The organism is Cryptosporangium sp. NPDC048952, assembly GCF_043197895.1.
In the GTDB taxonomy this organism is placed as follows: Bacteria; Actinomycetota; Actinomycetes; order Mycobacteriales; family Cryptosporangiaceae; genus Cryptosporangium.
In genome coordinates this window covers 294065-318209 of sequence record NZ_JBICTY010000008.1, presented here as the reverse complement: position 1 = coordinate 318209, position 24145 = coordinate 294065, and the positions used below count along the sequence as shown (strand labels likewise).

Sequence of the window (24145 nt, the reverse complement as noted above, 5' to 3'; positions counted from 1 at the left end):
TGGCGGAGGCGTCGTGGAAGTTCCCGCCAACTGAGTGCTGAACTAACAGCGGCGGGGGCAGCTGCCGCCGAAAGCCTCCGGGAGGCCGGCGGCGGCTGCTATGTCGGCGGCGATGGTTTCGAAGTTGCGTCGTTCGGCCGGCGAGAGGTGATCGAGCAGGTCGGGGAGGCGGGTCGAGACGTCGGCATACAGCGCGTCGACCGTCTTCTTACCCTGGGGCGTCGTGCTGAGCGTGACCGCGCGGCGGTCATGCGCCGGGTTGTCGCGGCGGACCAGACCTCGGCGTTCCGTGCGGTCGACCAGGCCGCTGAGGCCGGGGCGCGCCAGCCCGAGTAGCCGGGAGAGCTCGGTCAGGCCGCGGGGCTGGTCCATGAGCATGCACAACAGGTGGGCTTGTGCGGGCGTCAGGTCGTGCTCGGCGCAGATCTCGGCGTACCGACGCTGGATCAGCACCGCGAGACCGACCAGCGCGGCCCCGGCTCCTTGCTCCTGCATACCGAAATCCTAGCTTGCGAAAGTTCGCGGCGCGAAATAGTTTATTCGCGACGCGAAGTATCAGGTGACGCTTCGCGAAGCATCTAGCGATGGAGGATTTCCGTGGCCTTCGATACCCGGAACGGCAGTCGCGGTGCGCGGCAGCCTCGTGGGCGCCTGTTGATCTGGGCGAACCGGCTGATGATGCGACGTATCCGGCGCGGCAAGGGCGGGATGCGCGGTGGGCAGGCGCTCGTGCTCCGGACGGTGGGGGCCAAGAGCGGGGAGGAGCGGCAGTCGCCGGTCGCATGGTTCCCGGGCGAGGACGGGAGTTGGCTGATCTGCGCCTCCGCGGGCGGGGCACCCAAGAACCCTGCCTGGTACTACAACCTGGCCGCTCACCCTGACCGGGTCAGCATCGACGTCGACGGCAAGACGGTGCCGGTCACGGCGGAGCAGCTGCACGGGGACGAGCGGGAGGCGGCGTGGCAGACGATCACGTCGAGCGCGCCGGGGTTCGCGGAGTACCAGGTGAAGACCGATCGCGAACTTCCGGTTATCCGGTTGACGCCCCGCACCTGATCATCAGCTCGCTCGTCGTCGAGGAGCTGGTCGAGGACCACGAGTTCGAACAACTATGTCGAGAAATCGTTCGTGGCTCCGTCCCTGGCGCACAACCTACGAGGAGCGCGCCGTGGAGCAGAACGAGATCGACGAGATCCTGAACCGTCCGTACAGCCAGGAGTTGCTGGCCCGGGACCTGACCCGACTGGCGTACGTCGGCAAGGACGGTACGCCGCGCAACGTCCCGATCGCGTTCACGTGGAACGGCGCGGAGATCGTCATGTGCACGTCGAAGAACGCGCCGAAGCTCGCGTCGCTGCGGGCGAACCCGATGGTGGCGCTGACGATCGACACCGAGGTGCACCCACCGAAGATCCTGCTCGTCCGCGGCCGGGCCGAGCTGGACGTCGTCGACGGGATTCCGGAGGAGTACCTCCAGATGAACGGCACGTACGGGATGACTGCCGAGCAGCGGGTGGAGTGGGAGCGGGAAGTGCGGTCGCTGTACGACGGGATGGTGCGGGTGGTGGTGACGCCGACGTGGGTGAAGCTCATCGACTTCGAGACGACGCTGCCCACCGCGGTCGAGGAACTGGTCCGTGAGCGCGAGGCGCGTCAGCGGTAAATCTCCGGGATCGCGTCCTTGATGTGTTGGACAGTCGCGGTGACGTCCAGGTCGGTGGTGTCGAGGCCCAGGTAGCGGTAGTCGGCGTCGGTTGCTGATCGGATGGTCAGGTCCTGGGGGATCAGGTCGACCGAATCGCGCCATTCCTGCGTCGTCTGCTTTGCGCGGGTGACGCGGCGGTGGTCGCGTTCGCTCTTCTCGACGAGGAGTTCGACCAGGTGCACGGCCGGCTGGGCCGGGAGCAGCCGTCGGAAGGCGCGGTAGTCGGCGTAGTCGCGGAGGAAGCTGCCCGCGATGACGTTCGAATAGCCGGCGTTCCAAAAGTTGGTCACGAGGCCGGCGACGTTGCGGCGCAGGAGAGCGAAGAAACCGTCATCCATCGGGCACGGGTTGGTCTGGCCGATGTCCTCGGCGTCGATCCGGGCGCCATTCGGGGTGTGCGGCAGCAGGGCGCGGACGATCGTCGACTTGCCGGCGCCTTCCTCACCGGTGACGAGGATGAGGCGCGGCGGTGGAACTGTCATCCGTCGATGATCGATGAGCGGTGCTGAAGCTGCGGGGATTAACCGCGCCGCGTGGGCGTTAAACGCAGTTTCTGTTACGTCACAACTCGTTTGGTGGGTTCGGGTGGTGGGGGATTCAGGGTCTGGGTCGCCGCGAACCACTGCGGCGAGAGACAAGGAAGGTAGTGCGCCGTGACCGTCGCCGGCATTCTTTCAGCGCTGATCGTGGGTCTGATCATTGGAGCGCTTGGGCGCCTGGTCGTCCCCGGTAAGCAGAACATTCCGATCTGGCTCACGATCGTCATCGGTATCGTGGCTGCTCTCCTGGGTACGGCGATCGCGCGTGGCGTCGGTGTCGCCGACACCAACGGCTTCGACTGGATCGAGCTGATCTTCCAGGTCGTGCTCGCCGCCGTCGGTGTTGCTCTGGCCGCCGGGTTCTGGGGTCGGCGCGGGCACCGCGTTCACTGATCGAACACGCCGAGAACCACCCCCTAGAGGTGGGTTGGCAGAGGGGCTGGCCGCAGCGAAGCGGCCAGCCCCTCTACTTGTCTCCGTTCGACGCGCGTGCCGCCGGCGAGTTCTCGGTGCTACGACGAGTTTCTGGCCCTACCCCCGGCCGCCGTAGGACCGGAAAGTCGTCGAAGGCCCGGGAACTCGTAGGAGAGGTCAGGGGCGGTTCAGGGCGAAGATGGTGATGGGTTCGTTCCCTAGGACGTCGTCGCGGCGGACGGAGAAGCCGAGGCGTTCGGCTACGCGGATGGATGCCAGGTTGGCGGGGCGGATCATCGCGGTGAGGTAGTCGATCGGTAGATGGGCGAAGCCCCAGTCCACACAGGCTCGTGCGGCTTCGGTGGCGTAGCCGTGGCCCCAGTGCTCTGCTCGGAACGTCCAGCCCACTTCGGTCTCGTCGAACTCGTCCCAGTAGCGGAGGCCGCTGCGGCCGATGAGTTCACCGGTCGACTTGAGTTCGACGGCGCACTGGCCATGGCCACGCTCGTTCCACTGGCGCTCGATCGTCGTCAACCGCGCCAGAGCTTCGGCGCGGGTGTAAGAGCCGACGAACTGGTTCACGCGGGGATCTGCGTGGAGATCGACGATCGTGTCGACGTCGTCGACGGTCAGTGGCCGGAGAAACAAGCGTTCCGTCTCGATCACGTAGCGGATGCTACGGGTATGCGATTGCATCCCGGGGAGATCGAGGCTGTTGGGTGGCGGGCGGCTTCCGTCGACGAGGTCGTGCGGCTTTTGTGGTCCGCGTCGCCCGCGGTTGAGGGGCGGCCGCGGATCGTTGCGATCGACGGTCGGGGTGGGGCCGGGAAAACGACGCTTGCTGAGCGGTTGCGGGGCGCGGTGCCTAACTCCGTGATCGTTCATACCGATGACGTCGCTTGGAATCAGGCCTACTTCGACTGGGGCGGGATCCTTCTCGAGAACGTCGTCCGGCCCATCTGTGAGCAGAAAGCAGTCAACTTTCGGCCCGACGCCTGGCGGGCCCATGACCGGGCCGGTGAGATCAGTGTTCCCGCTGGAACGTCAGCGGTCTGGGTTGAAGGCACCGGCGTGATCCGGGAAGAGCTCGCCCCCTGGCTGGATGCCTCGATCTATCTCCAGGGCGATCTCGATGAGCAGGAGCGCCTGCTCGTCGCCCGCGATGGCGATTCGCCCGAGCAACTCGAGCACGTGCGCCGTTGGCTCGAGGAGGAGCTGCCGTTCATGCTGCGGGAACGGCCCTGGGCACGAGCCACGCTGGTCGTCGCCGCCCCGCCAGGACCCGAGCTGACGATCGCCCCACCGACCGCCTGACCGCGCCTCCCAAACGCACCGCGCCGCACCGCTCGACAGCGCGTGCCCGCGCCGCCCGACAGCGCCGCCCGACAGCGCCGCCCGACAGCGCCGCCCGACAGCGCCGCTCGACAGCGCCGCGCGCCCGCGCACGCAGAGCGGCCCGGGGCGCGAAGCGCCCCGGGCCGCCGAGAGACGAGTTGCTTAGCGGTGGCTCCAGCCCCAGCTCTCGTCGCGGTGGTGCTTGCGGTGATGACGACGCCGACGACGGTGCTTGTCGTGGTCGTCGTGGTGGTCCCAGTGACCGTGGTCGTGCTTGTGGTGGCTCATGGCGTTCCTCCTGTGATCGGTGTGATTGCGTGCACCACAAGAGTCGCCCGGATCAGCGTCCGGCTTGATCAGCCTCCTGACGGTTGGAACGTTTCATCCCCAACACAACCAACCCCTTATGCGATCAATGTTCGCGTCATGCACAAAATGAACTCTGCTCCCGATTGCCCGTCGTCGCAGGTGTGACATGGTTGAACAAGCAACAAGACGCCCTCTATGACCCCGTACCAGCCACGACGATGGCGCAGTGGCCACCGGGCACGTTCCCGGGAAACCTCGCCGCCGCCCCTGACGGCAGTTGGCTCGTCACCTTCCTGAGCCACAACCGCATCGACCGCGTTTACCCCGACGGCACGATCACGGTCTTCGCGACCCTGCCGGCCACGCCCATGGGCATCGTGGTGGTCCAGGACGACGCCTACGTCGTCTCCGGAAGCATCGGCCACGAGAACTGGCGCCTCTACCGGATCTCGCTGGCCCACACCGGCGCCGAGCTCGTCTGCAAGCTCCCGCACCTGCGGACCGGCAACGGCATGGCCGCGAGCGGCCGGCACCTGTTCGTCGTCGACTCTTTCGAAGGAACGATCACCCGGATCAACCCGGAGAACGGCGAATCTGCCGTCTGGATCGAAGACGAACTGCTCAAGAGCCCTTACGAGACGATCCCGGGCGTCAACGGCATCGTCGTCGAACAGGACGACGCCTACCTGAGCAACACCGGACGATCGCTCATCCTGCACACCCCGCTGATCTTCCCGAACCTCTCGATCGTCGCCGACCACGTCGTCGCCGACGACTTCGACCGGCATCCCGACGGCAGCTTCTACGTCGCCACGTACCTGCACGACAGCGTCGTCCAGATACGTCCGGACGGGAGCCGGCGCGACATCGCGCGAACGCTTGAGAACACCACCGCGGTGGCGATCGACCCGGAGAACTCCGACTTCGTCTGGGTCACGGCCGCTGGGGAGAAGACCACCCCCGCCAGATTGGTCCGGCTACAGGTGAACGGCTGATGAGCAACGTGCTGGAGCGATACATCTACCGGCCGGTCGACCTCGAGTACGAGGTGGCCTGCAAGACCTGGGCGCTGGCCGCGGACCTGAAGCCCGCCGCGGTGGCCTTTCCCCGCACGACCGCCGAGGCGGCCGTGGTGGTGCGGCTGGCGACGAGCGAGGGCCTCCGCGTGGCGCCGCTCGGCACCGGCCACAACGCCTACCCGTTCGACGGTCAGGACCTCAGCGACACGGTGATCGTCCGCACCGACCATCTCAACTCCTACCAACTCGACCCCGACGCGGGCATCACGCGCGTCGGCGCCGGTGCGGTCTGGGGTCCGCTGGTCGACATGATCGGCGAGCACGGCCTGGCCGCGCTCCACGGCTCGGCGCCCGACACCGGGATCGTCGGCTACACGCTCGGCGGCGGCATCGGCTGGTACGGGCGGGCGCTCGGGCTGGCCGCGAACTCGGTCACGGCCGTCGAGATGATCACCGCCGACGGCAGCCTGGTCCGCGTCGACGAGGACCACGAGTCCGAGCTGTTCTGGGCCATCCGGGGCGGCGGCGCGGGCAACTTCGGCCTGGTCACCAACATCGAGATGCAGCTGCAGCCGATCCGGAGCGTCTACGCCGGAATGCTGGTGTGGGACCTGCGCGACGCCGAGCGTGTCCTCCCGGTCTGGGCGGACTGGGCCGAGGACGCACCCGACACCGTCACCACGGCCTACCGGCAGGTGCAGTACCCGCTGATACCCCAGCTGCCCGAACAGCTGCGTGGCCGTCGGCTCGTGGTTATCGACGGCGCGGTGCTCGGCAGCGACGACGAAGCCACCCGCATGCTCCTGCTGCTCCGCGCGCTCAAGCCGAAGTGGGACACGTTCCGCCGGGTGCCCGCCCGGTCGCTCTCCCGGTTACACCTGGAGCCGGAGGAGCCCTCGTTCGGTGGGGTGCGCTCGGCGATGCTGTGGGACCTGCCGCCGGAAGGCGTCGAACGGCTCCTGGACGTGTCCATCGACGACTCGCTGATCCTCACCACCGAGCTCCGCCAGCTCGGCGGTGCGCTGCGGCGACCCGCGGCGTCCGGCGGTGTGCTCAACCGCATCGACGAGCAGTTCCTCCTGCTCGCCGGTGGCGTGAGCGTCGGGGACCAGGCGCAGCGGACGATCGAGGCGATGCGACCGTGGAGCAGCGACCGGAACTACCTGAACTTCACGCAGCAGGCCGTCGACCCCGCCACCGGCTTCGACTCCGGAGCGTGGCAGTCGCTGATGCGGATCCGCCGGAAGGTCGACCCGTTCGCGGTGTTCCGCGCCAACCATGAGGTACCGGTTATTTGAGCAGCGACTCGAGGTGCGCCAACGACGCCGCCAACTCGTCGTACTGGTCTGCTTCCCACGCACCCGGCGGGTGCTTGCCCAGGTCGTCCAACGTCAAAAGCAATTGTGGACGTTCGGCCGCGAGCCAGGTGCGGGCCTGTGTCGGATCGTCGAAGGCCATCGGAGTGACGCCGGGTTCGAACGTTTCAACGAGGCGCGCGTCGCCGCTGATCACCGCCGCTGCAGCGGCCAGGCTCGCCCGGTAACACCCGAGAAGGCGTCCGCGTGCTTCCCGCCTCGAAGCCTCGGTTTCGCCCTCCATGCACATCTCGTAGGAGAACAAACAAATGAGGTCATGTGCCCGGTACCGGCCCGGACTCGGTTGGTCCAGCAGCCGGACGTCGATCAACTCGTCGGTGACGCGCTGGGCCTCCGCCATCGACACGCCACACACGCTCGCCGTCAGCTGCATCGAGCCCTCGTAACCGCGATGCACCCCGGCCAGCCGAACTGCCCGCTGCCCCAGCGACGACAGAGCTTCGTAGGACCAGCGCAGCGTCGCGCGCACTCCTACGTCCCCGCCTTCGAGCACGGTGAGCCGGGACGCGCTCGCCCGCATCTGGTCGGCCACGTCACGGGGAGTGAGCGACGGGTCGGTCAGCAGGCGCGCGGCAACGATGCTGAGCGCCAGCGGCAGCCCGCCGCAGAAGCCGAGAATCTCGTCGACCGCCGCGCCGTCCACTGGCATTCGAAGGCGCCGCACCAGCATCGCGCGCGCCTCGGCGTCGGACAGGACGTTCAACGCGACCGGCATCGCCCCCTGCGCGACGACCAGACCGGTCAGTCGACTGCGGCTCGTCACCACGGTCAGCGACCCGGGGCCGGGCGGCAGCAACGGGCGGACGTGCTCCTCGTCGCGCGCGTTGTCGACGACCAGCAGCACCCGTCGCCGATCGAGCAGCGACCGGTAGAGCGCCACGCGCTCGTCCACGCTCGCCGGCATCTCGTCGGCCGGGACGCCGAGCGCGGTCAGCAGCGGCAGCAGCGCCTCCCCGGCGGGAATCGGCCGGCCCTCCGGGCCGAATCCGCGCAGGTCCACGAAGAGTTCCCCGTCGGGGAACCGGTAGGCGTTGGCGCGCGCCCAGCGGACCGCGAGCGTCGTCTTGCCCACTCCGCCCATACCGTGGATGACGACGATCGCCGCGTCCGGTCGGTCGGCGGCGAAGTCGTCGATGCGCTCGATCTCGGCGGCGCGGCCGGAGAACGTGGCCAGCTCAGCCGGCACCATCGCGGGGCGCACGGTGGGCGTCACTTGCATCGCCTGATCGTCGGACCGAAGTATTTCGAGATGAGCCTGGCGCAGGGCAGGACCCGGGCCGATGCCGAGCTCGTCGGCCAGTCGCTGACGAAGGGTCTGGATCGTGCCGAGCGCCTCGGCGCGGTGTCCGGCGGCGGTGAGGCAACGTGTGAGCGCGGCGTGCAGCAGTTCGTTGAGGGGGTCGGCGGCGACGGCGGCGCGCAGGACGCGGAGCAGTTCGTAGGAGGGCTCGGCGCCGCTGTACGCGGCGGCCACCTCGGCGGCCTGGATCGCCACCTGCGAGCGTTCGGCATCGATCGCGCGGAACACGGTCGTGGCCTCGACCGACGTTTCGATGCCCGCAGCGGCCCGGCCGTCCCACAGCGCGAGCGCTTCGGTGCGCAGAACGGTTGCCCGGAGGGGATGCGTGGTCTCCCTCGCGCGCCGAACGAGTGCCCGAAAGTGCAGGAGATCGCACTCGTTCTCGTTCAGAACGAGCCGGTAGGCGTTCCCGGTTCGTAACAGCCACTGCCCGGTTGCCCGATGTGGGAGCTCCGGTTCCAGCAGGCGTCGGATCCGTCCGACCGACCGCTGGATGACGTTCATCGCGCTGGCCGGCGGGTCGTCCCCCCACAATGCATCGATCAAAGTGCCTACCGAGATGGGGTGTCCGGCGCGAGCGAGCAACAACGCCAGCACGGCTTGCTCCTGGCCCGGCCCCACGGTCAGCTCTTCGCCGTTACGGAAGAGACGTACGGGTCCGAGAACGGTGAAGTACACCGCGGGTCTGGTCTCGGACTGCACGTTGCTCAGCGTAACGATTGCGGGCTCGCCGACCGACCGGATCCCCAGATCGCTGTGTCAGTTCTGCGTCAGTTAGAACGCAGTGAGCCTTTCTAGCGTCCTGCACATGCCGAGCACATCCTCCTCTAATGCTCAGATCGATGCATTACACTCCGTACACGCGAGCAGCCTTCTGCGCTACCTGCTCAAGCTGAACCGGGGCGACCGCCAGACCGCGGAGGACATGCTGCAGGAGACGATGCTGCGGGCCTGGCAGCACGCCGACAGCCTGCCGGAACAGGAGTCCAATCAGCGCCGCTGGCTGTTCGCGGTGGCGCGCAGGCTGTTCATCGACACGGTGCGGGCCAAGCAGATCCGGCCGGTCGAGACGACGATCGTCGACTTCGAGCACATCGCGCGGGTCGAGGACACGACCGACGCGGCGCTGGTGAACGACGCGATGCGCGACGCGTTCGGGCGGCTGAGCGACGCCCATCGCAGCGTGCTCGTCGATCTGCACATGCGAGGGATCCCGGCGCACGAGTTGGCGGAGCGGCTGCACGTGCCGGTGGGCACCGTGAAGTCCCGGGCGCACTACGCGTTGCGGGCGCTGCGCGACGGGATGGCGGCCGTCGACTAGGGCCGTCGAACTAAGACGACTGATCGACCTTGAGTCCACGCACCAGTTCCAGGCCAGCCAGGCAGGCCACGGGGAAGTAGAGATATCGGTCCGTCAGCTGATTCGAAACCGCGCCGGAGCCGAGCCAGGCGACGTGGGACAGCATCAAGAAGAACGCCAGGCTCGAGGATTCACGCGCCAGCCGAAGGCCCGTCGAGAGGGCTCCGATCAGATAAACGAGCATGCCCACACCGAGCAGCATTCCCCCCGCTGCGAACACCTGGAGATAGATGCTGTGCGCGGTGACGATGTAGTCGAGGCCGATGCCGTGAACCGGGCTCTCGCCGAAATCAGCAAACGCCTGCCGGGCCAGTTCAGCCCGCCCAGCGTCACTCTCCGATGCGTTCGAGTTGGACGCAGAGAATCTGAACAGGGAGGTAAGAGACGGTATCCATGACGGTCGGATGAACGCGACGACAAAAACGAACGCCACCGCTCCCCCAGCGAACCACGGCAGCATCCTCCGCCCCAGAGAGCGCATGGTCACGGACGCGAGAAGCACCAGCACGATCGCTACCTGTGCAGCACGAGAGCCTGACACGACCGCTCCGCTGACTAGCAGCGCTACCGCTATGAGGCCGGTCATGCGGCGGCTCGCAGCCAGGAAGACCGCGATGGGTACGGCCATCGCGCACGCAATGCCGAGATTGTTGGGGTGGGAACTCAACCCTGACTGGCGACCTTCAATATTCTCATAGCCCATCAAAATGGTCGAAACTGTGCTCGCACCGACGAAGTCACTAATCGCGATGACCGCGGTGACGCACGCTCCGAGCATCCACATGCTGCTGATCCACTGCACGCGATGCGGTGATCGCAAGGCGATGAGCCTGACGACGACGATGAGTACCGACGCGGCAACGAGCCACTGCACGCCCTTCAACCACACGGGCGTGAGATCTCCGTTGCCAGTGACGAAAGACGTGTCGACTACGAGCCTCCTCGACACGAAGCCTGGCGAAGGAGGTAGCAGGACGCTCGATGCCGTGATGAAAAGGATCGCCCACGTACCGATCAACGCCCAGCGCGGAAGCAGACTCGGCATCCGGACCCGCGCAACCAAGGCATCGAGAAGAACCAGGGCTGCCCCGGCGGCGAGAAACCCGTCGACCGGTTGCACCGGGCCGAGATGGAGTGCACCCCACGTCGAAGTCGCAGCCGCAATCCCAATCAATCCTGCGCCCACGTCGGTCAGCGTCCACGCCGGCGGTCCAGTCTGTTGGACAACGGGCGCGCGTCCTGGCATCACGGATGCTCACCTCCCGGCACCGGGAGGGCAGAGGGCTTCATTAAATCGGAGCCCTCTTTGGCATCTCCATTGACGTGGGCTTTCAGCACCGATCGACGCGCGGCAACCAGAAGCGCGGAGGTCAGGAGCGAACCGAGCAACAGTCCGTAGCAACTACCTACGAGCCCGCCTCGCCATGCCCCCACCGTGGTCATCAGAAGGCCGCAGACCGCACCGATGGATCGCGCCGAAGCACTGCGTCGTGCATGCCGATCCGCCAGTAGAGCGGTGCCGGCGCCCATCCCGAGCCCCATGGCAACGCGCTGCAAGAGCAGCAGGAACACAATCGGCGCCGCGTACTGCCACGAGGAGCCGAAGAGCGCACTGCCCCATCGGGAACCCAGGTACAAAACGATGGGCACACTGATCAGTGCCCCGACCGTCGCGACAAGCGTAAGGATCGATGTGAGCCGCCGCCCCCGACCGTTCGTCGCGCCTCCTGCACGGACCAACTCCGGCAACGTCAGCATCGAGAGTGCCGTCAGAGCCGTGTTGATAGGACCAACGATCGCCTGACCGGCGCGCAGTCCCCCCGAAGGGGCCAGACCGATCAGTCCCCCGACTCCGAGCGTCGCGAGTTGATTGGTCCCATTGACCGTCAAGTACTCAAAGACAAGCGGTCCTCGCATCTCCTTCGTCTGGCCGAACCACCATCGCAGATCCGACGAAGATGGTCGGAACCAGATCCTCATACGCCCGGCTCCGACCAGGACACCGAACACGGCGGACGTTAACCAGATCGAATAGAGGGCGATGGCGCCGTGGTCCCCCGCTACGGCGAGTGCCGCCCCCCATGCGGCTACCCACGTCAGATCCGAGGCAAGCGCTGTATTGGTCTCGCCACGAGCGAATAAGACGGCCCTGAACTGCTCCTGCAGGTGCAGTGCGGGAAACCCGATGGCGAAGGCGAGAAGAAGATTCCGCCATTCCCCAGCCGCGAACACTGCCACCACAGCGGCTACCGCACTCACCAGTATCGAGTACAAAGTCGCACCGTTGAGAACTCGGTGGGCCTCCCGCGCGAATCCTTCAATCCTATCCGAATACAGAATGATGAAGGGCTGTCCGAATAGAGCCTGACCGACTCCCACCGCCCCGACTTGCACCGCCACCAGCAGAGAAACTCTTCCGAACGAAGTTGCCGACGAGGCTTGAGCGATGAATGACAGGGCCGCGAAATTCTGGACCGAACTCACCGCTTGCGAGGCGCCTGCGACCGCCGCCCTGCGCAGGCCATTACGCATGAACGTCAGGTTCTTCGACGCCCGAATTGACCGTGCTATAGATCGACGCTATCTGGTCCGTTGCCGCTTCCCAGGTCAAATTGTCGGCCGCGTAGTTCGTCGCACGCACTCCGAACTCGCGAGTGAGACGCTCGTCGTGGACAAGCAGCTGCATCGCCTGAGCAACACCCTCCGCCGAGAGTTGCCCGAGGACGATGCCTGCGCCGGCACGCTTGACGTGCTCACTGGACCCCGTTGCTGCAGTGACGATAACCGCACATCCGTTGAGCATGGCCTCGACCACCGAAATCCCGAAGTTCTCGTTCTCGCTCGGGAGCACGAAGATTCCGGCGTGCTGCAGAAGCCAGGCAGACTCCGCCGCAGACGCGGCTGGCGCGAAGTACACCCGGTGGTCCTGAGCGCCACCCGGAAGATGTGATTCCAACTGCTCATGAGTCCAATCCTCCTGCGGTCCCACGATCAGTAGGGCACCGGAGGTATTTCCCATGGCCCAGGCATCGAGCAGAAGATCTGGTCGCTTCTTCTTCGCCAGTCGACCGAGGAAGATCAAGCGCCTGGATCGAGGTTCACTCAGCCAGTCAGACAGAACTTCATCCGACCAAGCAGGGCGACGGGGTTCCGGATTGGCGGCTCCCAAAGTCGCTTTGTAGACGCGGTAACCCTGGCCCCTGGCACGGAGGCTTTCCACCTCCATCTGCGAGCACGCGATGACCGCGTCCGCATTACGCAGAATTCGCTCACCTATCAAGCAGTTGAACAGCCGTTTACGCCGTGACCCCTTGCGCTCCTGATAGGGCTCCAGCGTACCGTGCGGATGGACCACATAAGGCTTTTTGCGTAGGCGGGCGACCACGTAACTGTAAATCGAGTTGGCAAGATAGACGCCATGTACATGAATGGTGCCGACATTCGCACTTGCTCGCCATAACCGGGCGAGTTGTTGCCAGGACGCCATCAGAGCCAAGGGCCTACTACGTCGGCAGTACCAGATGTGGGCGCCGTCCTCCGCGACAACTTCATGAGTGGGGAAGTCGAGCGAGGCACGTGGCCCGTCCGCCACTGTCGCCAGAATGAAACTGCGGACGCCTTTGCTGCGCAGCGCCTTGTCGATGTTCCGGACCGCTGTCGACGGACCTCCATCGCGTCGAGCCACCGACGCCATGACATGAACAACCCCAGCGTCGAGTTTCGACCGCGGCGCTGCCGAGAACTGTCCCTCCACGGACACCCTTCCTGAGAGGCAGCCATTCGATGACGGGACCTAGTGGCCGTCAACATTCACACCTGGATTGGTGGCTTGACGGCGTTCTGCTCGTCGGGAACCGAACGTCGAGTTTGCAGGAACCAGGAAGTTCGGCGGAACGACCGAGCTTCGGAGAACGACTGCTCGGGCAGCTATCCAAGCGCCGGATCCGACACGTATAGCGCCGTTGTCATACTCGAAATTCGGATCGCGATGTCGATGGCTTCCCGTACAGAGAAAGGCGCCCTGACTGACGCAGACGTCGTCGCCGATCACAATGGGCTCCAGATTTAGAAGCCAACAGTCCTCCCCGATCCATGAGTGGCTGCCGATCGACAGTTTCCATGGCCACAACACTCGTACTCGGTGGCGAATGAAGACACCTTCTCCGACGTGCGCCCCGAATAAGCGCAGTAGAGTCGGTCGTAGCCGCGCAGGACACCACCACTTGTAGAACACCAAGTTCTGCACGGCGAACCACGCGGCCTGCCACGCAATTGAACGGCCTTTCTGATAACCCTTACCAGTGAACCCGCTGAGCCGGCGCTGGGATCGCATTGGGGGCGCCCCCCGCACCTGATCAGTCACGGATCGAAACCCTCTGCGCAGCTGAATTCTGTAAGTGCAGCAGCCAATTGATCGCGCGCTTCGAGGCCGCAGATCGGGTAAGTTCGGCCTCCGCGTAGACTTTACCTGCAAAGCCCATAGCGGCGCGTTCGGCTGGGTCCATACTCTTCAACGACATGATGGCCGCAGCAAGTTCTGTCGGCGAACCTGGATCGACCCTCACGGAAGCGCCGGTCGCCCTGGTGAGCTCCCGAGCCGCCGCTCCGGTTTCCCCGACCGCCGCGATGACCGGACGTGCGGAAGCAAGATATGAAGTCAATTTGCTGGGCAATGACATTTCTCCGACGTTCGGCAGCTCGTTTACGAGAAGCACGTCCACAGCCGCCAGTACATCGGAGTACATTTCATCGGGAAGCGGATCGACAAATCGAAGGTTCGACAAATCGGCGGCCTGGCGTTTTAGGTTCGCACGCTGATTACCGTGTCCGAGAAGGATGAACAAGACATCCTTCTGACCCTCGATCAGGCGAGCGGCTTCGATGACATTTCCGAGGTCCTGCTTCAATCCCATGTTGCCGCTGTGCAGCACCACGAAAGACGAATGATCCCAGCTCAATTGGGCGCGTATCTGATCGGGGGTCCGTGTCGGATCCGGAATATGCGTCCAGTTCGGCAACCGTTGGATCCGACTCTCGTCGATCCCGTAGCCACTCAGCTGCTGACGGAATCCCTCGCTCACTATCGCGACCGAGTCGGCACGCCGCAGGGTCCACCGTTCTACTGAGCTTGCGATGCCGGAGACCGCGGCCCCGCCGACTATCCCGCTCTGCGAAGCTGCTTGTCCGGTCAGGTCCTGCACGATCACGCCGAGCGGAACACCGGCCTTTGCTGCATACCGTGCAGCTACCACGCCGGCGCCGAGACACGGGGTAAAAGCAACAATCGCATCCGGACGAGAAGCCGGACGGTTGGCGAGCCCGTTGAGAGTGAACGTCGCCTCCCAGACAGCTCGCCGCGCAGCCGACTGCTTGGCCGGCACGAAGTGCCTCAACCTCTTCACTGGGAGGCCGCCAATCATCTCGCGAAAACGAGGTCTCCATCGGTATCTCGCATCTATCGTCCATGACGGATAGTGCGGAACCCCGGTGACGACCTCGACGGCCGCGCCTGCGGACGAAGCCATCTCGGCAAGTCCGACAACATAACGGGCTATCCCCGTGGGTTCCGGATGGTAATTCATTGCGACAATTAGAATCGAACGGAGTCCGGCGGTTGCCAATGATTTCTCGTGCACTGAATCAGGCAGCGCTTCTCGACCGACGGTCACAGCCGCACACCCAACGCAGCCAGTTCGGCATCGACCATCAATGCCGCCAGCTGTGGCGTCAGGACTGTCGGCTCCCAGCCGAGTAATGACTTCGCGCGGCTGAAGTCACCGATCAATGCGTCCACCTCGGTCGGGCGCAGGTAGCGCTCGTCGAACTTCACGAAGCGCTCCCAATCCAATCCGACCCGCTCGAAGCAGAACTGAGCGAACTGACGAACCGAATAGGAGGTGTTGGTAGCCACGACGTAGTCGGTTGGCGAGTTTTGCTGCAGCATGCGCCACATGGCATTCACATACTCAGGCGCGTAGCCCCAGTCGCGAATTGCATCCAGATTGCCCAGGTAGATAGAATTCTGCTTACCTGCCGCGATCGCCGCGACTGCCATCGCGATCTTCCGGGTCACGAACGTCTGGCCTCTACGCGGCGATTCATGGTTAAACAGAATTCCATTCACTGCGAACAATCCGTACGCCTCGCGATAGTTCTTCGTGATCCAGTACGAAAAGACTTTCGCTACACCGTAAGGGCTCCGCGGGTAGAACTGCGTGTCTTCATTCTGTGGGGGCGGACTCGCACCGAACATCTCAGAACTACTCGCCTGGTAGAATCGGCAGTCCAGCCCGATCATCCGGATCGCTTCCAGCAGTCGTACCGTTCCGACACCGGTCGTCATCGCGGTGAATTCGGGCTCATCAAAGGAGACCCGAACGTGGGACTGCGCCGCCAAATTGTAGACTTCGTCCGGCCTGACGCGTTCGAGTAGCGTCACTAAACGGGACGCATCGGTCAGGTCTCCGTAATGCAGAAAGAGGCGCGCATTCACGTCGTGCGGATCCTGGTAAAGGTGATCTATGCGCGATGTGTTGAAAGTGCTGGAGCGTCTGATCAGGCCGTGCACGCGATAGCCCTTTTCGAGCAAGAGTTCTGCTAAATACGATCCGTCCTGTCCGGTTATTCCAGTGATGAGCGCGGTCTTCGGCATCGCTTCGATCCTTTTCTCGAGAGTCTGTCGGGATCAAGCGAGGCCGCGGCGAGTTTTCAGCGAGTACTCAACTCGCAGAAGCGCCATCCGCACCGACCAGCACCTGAGTACGCGCCGGCTCCCCTCGTCCCCCATCGCCGCAAGTTTGCGACGGTATGCGTCCACGACCATATCCGCCGCGACGTCCGCGCTGTCAACTCGATCCTTGGCCCCTAAATCGAGGGCATCGGGGAATTCTCAATACGCCGAGGTATTACGATCGGACCTTTGCTGTGTATCGAGTGTGTCGCCGGCGCACCAGTCGGGTTTCACAGCCTATTGGCGGAGGCCGGCTTCACCCATCCGACCACGAGCTCCTCCGCCTATTGCTGATACTTATTAGGTGGCCGTCATCGCGGGTAGCGCAGTTCGCTCCACGTCCGGATGATGGCAGCTATGTACTACCACCAGAGTCGGCGGCTATTAGGCTCGCTGCAAAAGTTGATACGAGGTGCATGCAGAGTTGGCGCGCCTTGAGGTCGCGGCAGGTCTGGAAGAGGCTGCTTCTCGTACTGTTCGCCTTCGGATTAGCGATCTGTGTCACGACGTACGGCGTCGTCGCCTACTACAGCTCGCAGGTGAAGCGCGCCCCACTGCTTGAGCAGTCGACTTCTCCTGCTCGCCAAGGCGAATCAGCGCTGAACCTCTTGGTGTTCGGGTCTGATTCTGACGGGCGCGACCTGGTCGGGGAGGAGCCGACGCTCGACTCGATCATGCTGGTGCATGTGGATCGGCGGATGGGCCGCGCAACGGTCATCGCCATACCACGCGGGGCGCATGTAGCAGTTCCACGTGAAGGTGCGTGGAACGGCGACAAGACGACTCTTGACCGTGCGGTCGTGCTCGGTGGACCAACACTGGTCACCAGGACAGTCTCGGAGCTCATCGGAATACGGTTGGACGGGGCCATCGTCGTCGACCTCAACAGCGTCAGCCATGTGGTTGATGCAGTTGGCGGGATCGAAATATGTCTCGAAAGCGCCGAAGCCCTGCCGGACGGTAGTTCACGGAAGAAGGGGTGCCAGAAACTGAGCGGCCGCCAGGCCACGACATTCATGCGGGCGCGAACCCTGGGGCAGAGCACTGACTTCGACCGGATCAACGATCAGCAGCGGGTGTTGAAGGCGTTGATCGACAGGGCTGCCAGCGCCGGCGTTCTAGCGAACCCGCTGAGACTCAAGGAGCTGCTGGGCGCGACTGCACTCTCGCTTGTCGTTGATGAGGGTCTTGACCTGCCGCGGCTCGCGCTGGCAATGCGGAGCATCCGTCCCGGCGACGTCGAATTCGCAACGGTTCCAGTGAAGCGCCTCGACCTGCCGACGCCAGACGGCCCCGCCGTGGAGCTCGATCCACTTCTCGCACCGCAGCTGTTCGCCTCGATCCGTGACGACAAGGTCGGCGACTGGCTCGCTCGCCACCGGGTGGATACGCCGAAGTAGTTCGTCGAGCCTCAACGCGCCCGTTGAGCGTGAACGCTCGTGCTCAGTGCCCGATTCGCGGTGTCAAGAGATTCCTGGCCCGCGCAATCGCGTCGGCCCCGGGAAGCTCGGCGTCCAGTCCATGGACGAGTGCCGCGAGGTGACCAGGATTGGTTGTTCCGACGAGCACCGTCGCCTGAGATCTCGCCGTGCCTGCCAGGACAATCAGCAACCGTGCCACTTGCTCCTTGGTCCGCAGAGGTTCCCCCACGACGCTCTCGACGGTGGTTCGCAACTCACGATCCTCAAGGGCTTCACGCGCGTGCGCCAACGTCTGACCCAGGACCCCGTAGTGGAACCAAGCGATCCCCGGCTGATGATGAAGGTCACGGTGCGTCAACGAGTCATTCGTAAGTATGGCTGAGACCAACGGACTCCCAGCGCTCAGCTCGGGAGGCAGGACGGTCGCTGGCCCTGAAATCCCGAATTGGCCAACGACGTTTGAGTGGATGAGCGACTCGACGGCGGTCGAGACCGGGGCGGTCAGCACTGCTAGCGGCAATTCGTGCAGGAATAGATAGTTGATGCGATGCCCTCGGAGCCGCACACGACTCTGCTGCACGCCGTCACGCAGTGCCGTCGCGTCGAGTTGCGGCACTGGCCTGTTGATCGCCGGGCTATTGCGCTTTGCCAGCGTTCGCAACTTAGGTGACCGCCGTAAGGCGCAGCGCAGGGGCGCCTGCACTGGCGCCAGCAGCCTGGCTAAAGCACTCGGCGCCAGACCGACCTTGGTGGCCACTGATACATCGCTGTGGCCGGCGTCCAGGAACTGCCCCAGCTCGGTCTCCGCCGCCCCCAATCCGTATGCTGGCGCGACGTCATAGTGGCGAATACCAATGTCGTACGACAGATCCATTAAATACTTGCGGCGGCGGTGGGACGGCTCCCGCATCAGCGTAGCCATTCCGAGTCCGATCCGGACGGCTTGGTTCATTAGATTTCCTCAATGACGGTCGAGGCCGCCCGCAGCGCCAAAGCGGCCGCTGTCATGGTCGGGTTTGCAACGCCCCCGGTCGGAAAAACGGACGCGCCAGCGACCATGACGTTAGCTAGTCCATGAATTCGCTGTCGGTTGTCGACCACGCCGTCTGCAATCCGTTGGCTTATCCTCGTTCCCCCCATCATGTGGTACGTGTCACCAAGGTGCGGGTCGGACTCTACCGCGGCATTCGTCAAACCGAGCGAGGCCAAGTCAAGAGACTCCAGAAGTGCGCTTCCCAACCAATCGAAGGATCGACGTTCCTCTGCACCTATGTCCCAGGACACCTGAAGGCTCTCTGAGTCTCCGGACCTGACCCATTGAACCGACGATTCATAGCGCGGCGGTTGTTCGACGTCGACCTGCAGGTGCACTTTAGCTCCCGCTGGGACGGGTCGACGGCGAAGAGCCGTCATCGCATAAGCCGCATCGACGGCTTCCTTGGTGCCACCGCCGATCGCGCGAGGAAGAAGGCGCAAACTTCGCGCGTGGGGGTCTCTGCGTTGAACTGCTCGGAGCATCTCGCGTAAAGCGTAGAGCCCACTCTCCGCAGGCAGGGCAACCGCCCAGTGCGCAAAGCTGTTCAGCAGCTCGTTCTTTGCAGCAACCTCTGGGTGCATCACCATGCGAGGCGTGAGGAGGCTTGTTCCAACATACTTCGCACCCGCGCTCCGCATGAACCGCCGAGCATCGAAAACGTCGAACGATGCATAGCGACCGCCGACATGGTCCATGAAACCACGGCCGAGCCATGGCGATTGGCTCGCTCCCGATCGCTGGATGAGCCGTATATTGCCCAATGTACCTGCCGCCATTATCAGCATGCGGCACGTTAGTCGCGATTCGACGCCGCTGACACTGCGCAACGCGACGGTCAACCGCTCGGAGCCAAGTTCCTCCAACCCGACCACGCGTTCTCCGACCAGCAATTTGAGACGGGCGTCGCGCCGGAGCGAGTGTCGCCCGCTTCGGAAGAAGTTTCTCTTCCGCCACGGGAGCCAAGCGGAGTGCTTGACGTAGGCCGGTCCGAGGCGCGGGTTGTTCTCGAAGCTGCTCGTGGGACCCAACAGTAAATCTTCGATCCGCGGATGCGCTCCGATGCCATGCAGGAATGCTTCATTATAGTGGCGCAGATCTTGACTGCTGATGGGCCATTCGGACGACCTCAAGTAGCTCCTACTGCGGAACTCGTAGTCCTCCCACGCCCAAAGTTGACCTCCCCATAACTGAGTCGTGCCGCCAGGCCCGACGGCCCAGCCCTGGCGCACTCCCTGGTGGTGTCGGCCGAGATTTGTCACCGTGTGGGCGATTACCTCACGAGGATTTTCCGTATCCCCGTTGCCGGCCTCCAACAGTCCAACCGAAATCCCGGAATCCGCCAGGTGTCGGGCTACCGAGATGCCGACTGCGCCGGCGCCGATAACGGCGACGTCAAAGTACATCAGTTGTGGTTCCCCCACCTGTTATAGATCACGTCACCTATGCCCCGATCAGCCCCACATTAGCTGCGCTGAGCGCAGCAATGTCAATACGTCCATGGCCGCCGAAGAGGGGCCAATTCACTAAAGGCAAAGGAAGATAACTTTCGCGAACAACAGACTGTGCGCGGCCGCCGGTGACGACACCAGCTCCAGCCGCTCGATCGCCTTCAAGCCAGCACCCCTCCGGCTGGCCGGAGAGGCATGATGCGCGAAATCCTCAAAGCTCAACTCGAACCGCTGCTGAATCTGCTGCTTGACGAAGTTGACCGCCTCCGGGCGTTGCGCCGCCCGCGCATATCGCTCGCACTCCAATGGCTTCCACGCAGCTTTGTCATCCGTGAGCGCGACCACCGCATCCACGACCTCTTCACTGCGGCACCCTGTTGGAACGCAGCCTCCCACCAGGTGGTCTGGTGCTGGTCGGAGGGCCGTTCTGGCTCATCAATCCACCGGATCAGGCGGCAGTGGAAGGCAACGGCGCGCCGAGCCGGACACCTTTACCGAGCTGGTGGGAGCTTCGGCCGGCTGAGTGGGATGTCTTCGTGTTGACGCGGCGCTGACGTAGAGCTCAGGAGGCTTCGCTCACTCGCAGCTCGTAAATCGACGGCCAGGTCACGTCCGCCGAGGGTCGACCGAAGTCCACACCCAGTCCCCCACGCGCCGCAGCCGCATCCGCCGGCGCGGGAACCTCCCCGATCAACTCGTCGTCGATCCAAGCCACCGTCTTCGTCGGCGTCACCGTGATGCGCAGATCATGCGGCCCCGGCTCGATGTTCACGTTCACCACGGTCCGGTTCTTCACCAGGATCGCCGCCCGATCCGCAGAAACCGACACCGCCGCCTCCCCACCGTGCCCGACCCGCACCCGAATGCTGGCAGCCACCGAAGGCGACTCGATCGTGTCGATGCGCGCGTCGACCGTGTACGCCGACCACATACTCGTGCGCTGCACAGCCCAGTCCGCGGTGACGTTCTTCCGCGTCGTATCGGTCGCGGTGATGACGCCCTCGCGCACGGACAACGGCGCCGGCCGCGCACCACCCGCTTGGATCCACGTCGAATCCACAGCGGTCGGCGAAAATCCGCCGACCGGCAGCGTCGCCATCTGCTGCAACGCGTCGAACAGCGTCCGCGAAGTATCGGACTGCGTCAGCTCCAGCCGCTCGACCGCCTTCGTTGCCAATACCGAGCGCGTGGCCGGCTGAGCGTGATGCGCGAAGTCCTCGAAGCTCAGCTCGAACCGCTGCTGGATCTGCTGCTTCACGAAGTTCACCGCCTCCGGGTCGTTGGGCGACGCCTGGCCGATGTCGGAGAACGGCCATGCGAACAGCGAAGGCTTCGGCAGTCCGTGGGCAGCGAAGTCCCGGAACGACTGGTCCAGGTCAGCGGTCACCCGTTGCTTGTAGGCGGAAAGCGTCTCCAGGGATCCGTCGACCGGGATCCGGTTCGACAGCTCCGACCCGATGACCCCAGGTCTGATCGTCAACTGGGTGTGCAGGTCGTGCGTGTGATCCTCGAAGTCCCAGCGCCCGCTGGAATGCATCCGGTCGATTTGCTGCCAGGTCAGGTAGTACGGCAGGCGGGTGCCGACCCGGCCGGTGATGAGGAACGACACCGCTGTGAACCCGTAGCGAGCCAGGATTCCGTCCGCGTAGCGGTACAGGCCGCCCGTGCCGTCGTCGAAGGTGATCAGCACCGACCGCGGCGGGGGCGTGTACGTCCCCTGCGAGTACGCGACGAACTGGGCCGCGGTCAGCGACCGGTAACCCGCTAGGTGCAGCATCTGCATCTGCTCGGCGAACGCCTCGGGGCGCACGACGTACTCGCTGTGCTGCTCGTTCGGCCCGATGTCGTGGTACGTGAGCACGACCGGGTCGGCGAACCAGCCGGTAGGCGCCGAAGCGGCCTGCCCAGCGAACTTGGAGTAGAAGGCAGAGTTCGTCGAGCTCAAGACAGCCGAAACCGGGATCTTGCTGCCGATGAACGTCTTCCAGTGGTGGTAGTACCAGATGCCACCGCCCGCAGCGGCAAGCAACGTGACGGCGAGGAACGCCGCGAGGAGGCGCTTGGTCATGACTCCTCCGATGGGGCCGCGACGAATGACCGGAACTGGAATGGTGTGTTGTCTCCGCGAAGGCCGACGCGGCCGGCGGAGCGCAGGGCGGAGCTCTTGTCCACGACCGAGACGACGGATCCGGACGCGTCCCGCAGCGACAGCGAAACGCCGGAAGACTGGTTGCGTACGGTGGCGGTGAAACGGTTCCAGATGCCGTGCTTGCAGGGATAGGGCGCCGAGATCAGCGTGGTGTAGTCACCACCATCCGGCGCGCCCGAGCGGGCGACCTTTCGTTTGATGGTCACGGTGTCGTCCCGTCGGCACAGGTCCACTGTGTAGAGCGATGCTGCGCTCTGGTAGCGCAGGAACACGTGCACGCCGTCGTAGTCCTGCTCCGGCGTCCGCGGGGTGGACGTCATCGGCCCGATGTTGATCTCCATCGATACCTCGACATCCTGGAAGTCAGAGCGCTGCGAGACCGCGCGGAACACGGCCGATCCGGTGGCGCGCGAGGACGACGCGTCAGGTGCACCGCCGTCGATCGCGCCGGTTGACCCCGTGCCGGAAGCAGCGAACAGCGAGCCGCTGGTCACCTGCCAGTCCGGCGACTTGTGCACGCCGACCTCGTTGGTGATCAGCCCGTCGTCCGACGGGAACGTCGGTCGCCAGGACCGGTCGGGCGGGGTGGACGAGCAGCCGGCGAGCGCGGTCACCACGACCAGACCCAACAGCGCCGCCAACTCACGAGACACCGGGCTCAACCGCAACCGGGGCCACGTCCCGCGTGATCCACGAGTTGTCCCGCAGCTTGGTCAGCGCCCAGTACGCCGCCGGCCGCAGCAACAGGTACCCCAGCAGCGGGTAGACCAGCGACAACGCGAACTGGGACCAGCGCTGCGCGGCACTGAACCCTGGCCGGTACAGCGCGTACACCGCGGTCTGCGTCACCGAGCACACCAGCCAGAACGCCACCCCGTACAGCAGCACCGGACTCTCGAACCGCACCGAGAGCGTCACCAGCACCGCGATCACCAGGGGCCACAGCGCCGCGAACACCAGCGGGAACATGTAGAAGACCACCACCGACAACCGCAGGTTGGTCAGCACGAACGGGATGCCCAGCCACGCCGACTTGCTCCACCGCGTCCGCTGGCGGAACACCCCACGCACCGTCGACGGCAGCTGCGTGGACACGAGCGCCTCGGACACCCCCACCACCTGGCCACGCAGCAGCGCGTAGAAGGACAGCCGCCGGTCGTCCCCCGCGGTTCCCGACGTCAGGTAATCCGGCAGGTTGTCGTACAGGATCGCGGAGCGGTACAGCGCCAGACAACCCGACGTCGGCGACACGATCCCAAGCCACGACCGCAGCATCCGGAACAGCAGGCAGCTGGTGACCACGTTGATGTCGGTCAGCCGCGTCAGCAGGTTCTCGTCCCAGTTCCGCATGATGATGGTTCCGGTCGCGGCCTGCACCCGCTCGTCGGACATCGACTCGAGCATCCGCTCGAGCGCGTCGTCGTCCAGCACCGAATCCGAGTCGACGGTGAGGATGAAGTCGAACTCGTCCGGCTCATAGAGTCGCAGCGCGTGCGCCTGCGCTTCGCGTTTGCCGCCGTTGGGCGTCCGCTCCCAGCGCACGAGCGGGTCGTCGAAACCGACGACTGGCACCTTCGAGCCGTCGTCGACCACGACGACCTGGTCCGGCAGGATCGTCTGCCGCAGCAGTGCTGCCACAGTGGCGCGCACGAGGTGCTCTTCCTCGTTGTAGACGGGGACGATGGCCAGCACCCGACCGCGCGCCGGCGGCAGGTGCGTGAACGAGCGCCAGAAGATCCCCGCGCCGAGGTAGCCCACGATCAACAAAGCAAAAAGCACAAAAAGCCCAAGGATCAGGACGACGCTGGGGTCGGTCCACCCCGCGTACGACCAGACGCAGTAGCCCACCAGGGCCACCAGTGCCAGCAGCGCCAGGATGCGGCGCCAACCTTCCAACGGGTTGGATCGACCTTTGCGCCCCGGCCGTAAGCCGTAGAGACCGTAGGAACGCTTCGATACCGGCACGGCCGTTTGCACCGGCGGCACCGCCATCCCCTCAACAGT

Annotated in this window: 24 protein-coding genes; 8 read left to right on the top strand and 16 right to left on the bottom strand. The window is 64.7% G+C overall.

The window, feature by feature from the left end; translation table 11 throughout:
- Window positions 1–42: 42 nt before the first annotated feature.
- Window positions 43–495: a MarR family winged helix-turn-helix transcriptional regulator gene (locus tag ACGFY5_RS38440; RefSeq protein WP_392728650.1), complete on the bottom strand. Its 453-nt coding sequence runs from the start codon at window positions 493–495 to the stop codon at window positions 43–45.
- A 102-nt stretch (window positions 496–597) separates the two neighbouring features.
- On the opposite strand from ACGFY5_RS38440, the gene ACGFY5_RS38435 reads away from it, so the two are divergent.
- Together ACGFY5_RS38435 and ACGFY5_RS38430 are read left to right on the top strand one after the other, a co-directional pair.
- Entirely contained in the window at window positions 598–1056 is a 459-nt protein-coding gene (locus tag ACGFY5_RS38435; RefSeq protein WP_392728647.1) for a nitroreductase/quinone reductase family protein, read from the top strand.
- A gap of 112 nt (window positions 1057–1168) precedes the next feature.
- The gene (locus ACGFY5_RS38430; protein WP_392728644.1) at window positions 1169–1663 is read left to right on the top strand and encodes a pyridoxamine 5'-phosphate oxidase family protein; all 495 of its coding nucleotides are present in this window, start codon (window positions 1169–1171) and stop codon (window positions 1661–1663) included.
- On the opposite strand, the gene ACGFY5_RS38425 is transcribed toward ACGFY5_RS38430, so the two are convergent.
- Window positions 1654–2187, bottom strand: coding sequence for a hypothetical protein (locus ACGFY5_RS38425; RefSeq protein WP_392728641.1), 534 nt, complete (start codon window positions 2185–2187; stop codon window positions 1654–1656). The two genes, ACGFY5_RS38430 and ACGFY5_RS38425, sit on opposite strands and share 10 nt — an antisense overlap.
- A gap of 171 nt (window positions 2188–2358) precedes the next feature.
- On the opposite strand from ACGFY5_RS38425, the gene ACGFY5_RS38420 reads away from it, so the two are divergent.
- The gene (locus ACGFY5_RS38420) at window positions 2359–2637 is read left to right on the top strand and encodes a GlsB/YeaQ/YmgE family stress response membrane protein (protein ID WP_392728640.1); all 279 of its coding nucleotides are present in this window, start codon (window positions 2359–2361) and stop codon (window positions 2635–2637) included.
- A 198-nt stretch (window positions 2638–2835) separates the two neighbouring features.
- Here the strand turns inward: ACGFY5_RS38420 and ACGFY5_RS38415 are convergent, their stop codons facing one another.
- The gene (locus tag ACGFY5_RS38415) at window positions 2836–3543 is read right to left on the bottom strand and encodes a GNAT family N-acetyltransferase (protein WP_392728637.1); all 708 of its coding nucleotides are present in this window, start codon (window positions 3541–3543) and stop codon (window positions 2836–2838) included.
- Here ACGFY5_RS38415 and ACGFY5_RS38410 point away from each other — a divergent pair.
- Window positions 3532–3972 carry a hypothetical protein gene (locus tag ACGFY5_RS38410; RefSeq protein WP_392728636.1) on the top strand — a complete coding sequence of 147 codons (441 nt, stop codon included), beginning with the start codon at window positions 3532–3534 and terminating at the stop codon, window positions 3970–3972. The two genes, ACGFY5_RS38415 and ACGFY5_RS38410, sit on opposite strands and share 12 nt — an antisense overlap.
- A gap of 183 nt (window positions 3973–4155) precedes the next feature.
- On the opposite strand, the gene ACGFY5_RS38405 is transcribed toward ACGFY5_RS38410, so the two are convergent.
- The gene (locus tag ACGFY5_RS38405; RefSeq protein ID WP_392728634.1) at window positions 4156–4281 is read right to left on the bottom strand and encodes a hypothetical protein; all 126 of its coding nucleotides are present in this window, start codon (window positions 4279–4281) and stop codon (window positions 4156–4158) included.
- A gap of 191 nt (window positions 4282–4472) precedes the next feature.
- Here ACGFY5_RS38405 and ACGFY5_RS38400 point away from each other — a divergent pair, with 191 nt between their 5' ends.
- Together ACGFY5_RS38400 and ACGFY5_RS38395 are read left to right on the top strand one after the other, a co-directional pair.
- On the top strand, window positions 4473–5297 hold the full coding sequence (locus tag ACGFY5_RS38400; protein ID WP_392728632.1) for an SMP-30/gluconolactonase/LRE family protein: 825 nt from the start codon (window positions 4473–4475) through the stop codon (window positions 5295–5297).
- Entirely contained in the window at window positions 5297–6619 is a 1323-nt protein-coding gene (locus ACGFY5_RS38395) for an FAD-binding oxidoreductase (RefSeq protein ID WP_392728630.1), read from the top strand. The genes ACGFY5_RS38400 and ACGFY5_RS38395 overlap by 1 nt, the downstream gene beginning before the upstream one ends.
- Here ACGFY5_RS38395 and ACGFY5_RS38390 read toward each other — a convergent pair.
- Window positions 6612–8699, bottom strand: coding sequence for a BTAD domain-containing putative transcriptional regulator (locus tag ACGFY5_RS38390; RefSeq protein WP_392728628.1), 2088 nt, complete (start codon window positions 8697–8699; stop codon window positions 6612–6614). The two genes, ACGFY5_RS38395 and ACGFY5_RS38390, sit on opposite strands and share 8 nt — an antisense overlap.
- Window positions 8700–8805: 106 nt before the next feature.
- Here ACGFY5_RS38390 and ACGFY5_RS38385 point away from each other — a divergent pair, with 106 nt between their 5' ends.
- Entirely contained in the window at window positions 8806–9318 is a 513-nt protein-coding gene (locus ACGFY5_RS38385; RefSeq protein WP_392728627.1) for a sigma-70 family RNA polymerase sigma factor, read from the top strand.
- A 10-nt stretch (window positions 9319–9328) separates the two neighbouring features.
- Here the strand turns inward: ACGFY5_RS38385 and ACGFY5_RS38380 are convergent, their stop codons facing one another.
- The 5 genes from ACGFY5_RS38380 to gmd form a co-directional block, all read right to left on the bottom strand.
- Window positions 9329–10543 (bottom strand): O-antigen ligase family protein, encoded by a 1215-nt coding sequence (locus ACGFY5_RS38380; RefSeq protein ID WP_392728624.1) that lies wholly within the window; start codon window positions 10541–10543, stop codon window positions 9329–9331.
- Window positions 10544–10602: 59 nt separating this feature from the next.
- On the bottom strand, window positions 10603–11889 hold the full coding sequence (locus tag ACGFY5_RS38375; RefSeq protein ID WP_392728622.1) for a hypothetical protein: 1287 nt from the start codon (window positions 11887–11889) through the stop codon (window positions 10603–10605).
- Window positions 11882–13111: a glycosyltransferase gene (locus ACGFY5_RS38370; RefSeq protein ID WP_392728620.1), complete on the bottom strand. Its 1230-nt coding sequence runs from the start codon at window positions 13109–13111 to the stop codon at window positions 11882–11884. The genes ACGFY5_RS38375 and ACGFY5_RS38370 overlap by 8 nt, the downstream gene beginning before the upstream one ends.
- A gap of 601 nt (window positions 13112–13712) precedes the next feature.
- The gene (locus ACGFY5_RS38365; protein WP_392728617.1) at window positions 13713–15026 is read right to left on the bottom strand and encodes a glycosyltransferase family 4 protein; all 1314 of its coding nucleotides are present in this window, start codon (window positions 15024–15026) and stop codon (window positions 13713–13715) included.
- A complete protein-coding gene (gene gmd, locus ACGFY5_RS38360; RefSeq protein WP_392728614.1) occupies window positions 15023–16009 on the bottom strand; it encodes a GDP-mannose 4,6-dehydratase in 987 nt (328 codons plus the stop codon). The genes ACGFY5_RS38365 and gmd overlap by 4 nt, the downstream gene beginning before the upstream one ends.
- Before the next feature lie 494 nt (window positions 16010–16503).
- Between gmd and ACGFY5_RS38355 the strand changes: the two genes are divergently transcribed.
- A complete protein-coding gene (locus ACGFY5_RS38355) occupies window positions 16504–17487 on the top strand; it encodes an LCP family protein (protein ID WP_392728612.1) in 984 nt (327 codons plus the stop codon).
- 43 nt (window positions 17488–17530) lie between these two features.
- On the opposite strand, the gene ACGFY5_RS38350 is transcribed toward ACGFY5_RS38355, so the two are convergent.
- From ACGFY5_RS38350 to ACGFY5_RS38325, 6 genes are all read right to left on the bottom strand, one after another.
- Window positions 17531–18460, bottom strand: a complete 930-nt coding sequence (locus tag ACGFY5_RS38350) for an aldo/keto reductase (RefSeq protein WP_392728610.1) — start codon at window positions 18458–18460, stop codon at window positions 17531–17533.
- Window positions 18460–19947: a GMC oxidoreductase gene (locus ACGFY5_RS38345; RefSeq protein WP_392728607.1), complete on the bottom strand. Its 1488-nt coding sequence runs from the start codon at window positions 19945–19947 to the stop codon at window positions 18460–18462. Before ACGFY5_RS38345 ends, ACGFY5_RS38350 begins: the two co-directional genes overlap by 1 nt.
- Window positions 19948–20067: 120 nt before the next feature.
- Entirely contained in the window at window positions 20068–20346 is a 279-nt protein-coding gene (locus ACGFY5_RS38340; protein ID WP_392728605.1) for a hypothetical protein, read from the bottom strand.
- Between the two features lie 208 nt (window positions 20347–20554).
- Entirely contained in the window at window positions 20555–22060 is a 1506-nt protein-coding gene (locus ACGFY5_RS38335) for a polysaccharide deacetylase family protein (RefSeq protein WP_392728602.1), read from the bottom strand.
- Window positions 22057–22794 carry a hypothetical protein gene (locus tag ACGFY5_RS38330; protein ID WP_392728600.1) on the bottom strand — a complete coding sequence of 246 codons (738 nt, stop codon included), beginning with the start codon at window positions 22792–22794 and terminating at the stop codon, window positions 22057–22059. The genes ACGFY5_RS38335 and ACGFY5_RS38330 overlap by 4 nt, the downstream gene beginning before the upstream one ends.
- Entirely contained in the window at window positions 22784–24133 is a 1350-nt protein-coding gene (locus tag ACGFY5_RS38325) for a glycosyltransferase (RefSeq protein ID WP_392728597.1), read from the bottom strand. Before ACGFY5_RS38325 ends, ACGFY5_RS38330 begins: the two co-directional genes overlap by 11 nt.
- Between the last annotated feature and the right edge of the window lie 12 nt (window positions 24134–24145).